Here is a 2,452-nt window from a genome sequence, read left to right as displayed (position 1 = left end):
TGGAGCTGTTTGGCTGTCTGTGCGATCGCGGGTAGTGAAGATTTAGGCATCGATGTGGTATCTGGTGGCGAAATTCTCACCGCAATTAAGGCTGGCGTGAGTGCGGAAAAAATCTACTTCCACGGTAATAATAAATCAGTCGCCGAACTAGAACTAGCGATCTCCAAAAACTGTCGCATTATTGCCGATAACTGGCTCGAACTCGAACATATCGCCACAATTGCCAGCAATACAGATAAAAATGTCCCAGTGATGATTCGCCTCACGCCAGGAATCGAATGCCACACTCACGAATATATTCGCACCGGACATTTAGATAGTAAATTTGGTTTCGATCCCAATCAACTCGATGAAGTTTTCACCTGGTTGAGCAAACAGACACAGATTACCTGTATCGGCGTTCACGCTCACATCGGCTCCCAAATCTTCGAGCAACAACCCCACCAAGATTTAGCTGGCGTGATGGTGGAATGGTACAAACTTGCACTCAGTCACGGTTTACCAATTAGTGAAATTAATGTCGGTGGCGGTTTGGGGATTAAATATACCGAAGCTGACGATCCCCAAAGCATCGATGCGTGGGTAAAAAACGTTGCTACTGCGCTCAAAGTTGCCTGTGACGCGCACGGAGTCGCTTACCCGCGAGTGTTATCCGAACCAGGACGTTCGTTGATTGGGAGTAGTTGTGTCACCGCCTACACCGTCGGCGGCAACAAAACCGTCCCTGGCATCCGCACCTATATCAGCATCGATGGTGGCATGTCCGACAATCCCCGCCCAATTACTTACCAATCTCAGTATCGGGCGATGATTGCCAATAAAATGTCGGCACCCATGACAGAAACCGTGACGATCGCAGGTAAGCATTGCGAATCTGGTGATATCTTGATTAAAGATGCCCAAATTGCGGCTACGGTACCTGGAGATATCTTGGTCGTTCCGGCGACTGGTGCTTATAACTATAGTATGTCTTCTAACTATAATCGGATTACCCGTCCGGCGGCTGTCTTAGTCGATCGTGGTGAAGCCAATATCATCATTCAGCGTGAAAATTACGACGATCTCTTGCGGTTCGACAGGTTGCCAGAACGCTTGGTGAAATAGATAATATTGCCTCATTTGATTATCTGTGAAAACAGAAACCCGACTTCTTTGACTTGATGTTTGATACTCGATTTCGGCACAGGATTGCTCCTACTAACATTGACTGTGCTTTTTCCCAACTTCTTTGTTGTCCAAATAAAACTTGGAATGCTGTCAGCACTTGTGAAACTTCTTTTGCTAGAGTAAACGTCTGTTTTAATCTCAAAATAGAGTAAAGTCAACCAATTACGGTCGGCTCTACTCTATTTTTATCTCATTCCTTGCTCTGTTTCTCCTCTAATGGCTAAAGTCGAGTCCCAGCAGTTAGGGATTTGAAGCTCACATTTTTTTGACGTATGCTCGATCGCATCTCGATGTCTCTACTTCTGTAACTGGCAAATACCCACTCGATTCATATAATTTCACCGCAGCAGTTAACACACTCGCCGTTTCGATCCGAATCTCGCGATAACCTCGATCGAATATCGACTTTTCTAATTGTCCTAATAAATACTTACCTAGCCCCTGTCCTCTAGTTTTGGAATGTAAGTACATTTTCCTGATTTCGACAGCCTTAGTGTCGCGATTTTCTAGCGCAGCAGATGCAACAATACACGGATAATAAGCACTCGTACCGACAATCGTGCCGTTGTCCTCAATTACCCAAAATTCACCACCCCGATCGAGATAATATTGCTCTACATCGATAACATCTCGATCGGCTCCATCTGGCTCCCAGCCCAATCCATATTCAGCCAAAGCATTTTTAATAACTTCCGCCGCCGCAATGCGATCGTCCGGTTGCCAGTCTCTAATTAGATAATTTTGATATCGATCGAGCATGAATAGAAAAGCGGGGAGCGGGGAGCAGGGAAATTATTTATTCGCAGATTATCTGGCTATCAATTAAATTAACTGTGAATTCTCGGCTCATGATAGAGCGTAGACAGTATCTGACTCTCAAAGATGGCGAGTTCGGCGAGACGGGATTGGACGATCGATCGATCGAAATAAGTATCCGCCAGCAACCAATAAATCCCAAAATGACGAGCTTCCGATGCCATCAAACTGCGGTAAAAAGCGGCTAATTTCGGATCGGGGAGATGAGTACCCAACAAGCCCAGTCGCTCGTGAGAACGGGCTTCGATCAAGCCAGAAATCAGCAAGGAATCTAATAATCGCTGGGGTTCTTGATGGCGAATTTGACTCATCAAGCCTTTCCCATAGGGCGGTGCATTCAGCGGCGCGAGGGGAATATTGCGCTGTTCGAGAATTTGATTGACTTGCTCGAAATGCTCCAATTCTTCTCGCGCGATCGCGGTGAGCTGCCGGACGAGTTTATGATTGGATGGATACCGAAACATCATAT

3 protein-coding genes are annotated in these 2,452 nt (G+C 46.0%); 1 reads left to right on the top strand and 2 read right to left on the bottom strand.

Going from position 1 to position 2,452, the window contains the following annotated elements:
- Positions 1–1,104, top strand: a 1,104-nt coding sequence (gene lysA, locus RMO84_RS00580) for a diaminopimelate decarboxylase (protein WP_310486470.1), incomplete at its 5' end; no start/stop codon positions are given.
- A gap of 318 nt (positions 1,105–1,422) precedes the next feature.
- Here the strand turns inward: lysA and RMO84_RS00575 are convergent.
- Both RMO84_RS00575 and RMO84_RS00570 read right to left on the bottom strand, forming a co-directional pair.
- Positions 1,423–1,926, bottom strand: coding sequence for a GNAT family N-acetyltransferase (locus RMO84_RS00575; RefSeq protein WP_310486469.1), 504 nt, complete (start codon positions 1,924–1,926; stop codon positions 1,423–1,425).
- 68 nt (positions 1,927–1,994) lie between these two features.
- On the bottom strand, positions 1,995–2,452 hold a 458-nt coding region (locus RMO84_RS00570), incomplete at its 5' end, for a tRNA isopentenyl-2-thiomethyl-A-37 hydroxylase MiaE (RefSeq protein WP_310486468.1).

Origin of the sequence: Chamaesiphon sp. VAR_69_metabat_338 (genome assembly GCF_031423935.1) — a bacterium.
GTDB lineage: Bacteria > Cyanobacteriota > Cyanobacteriia > Cyanobacteriales > Chamaesiphonaceae > Chamaesiphon.
Note: the sequence above shows the minus strand (reverse complement) of the source record. Positions and strands in the feature narration are given on the sequence as shown.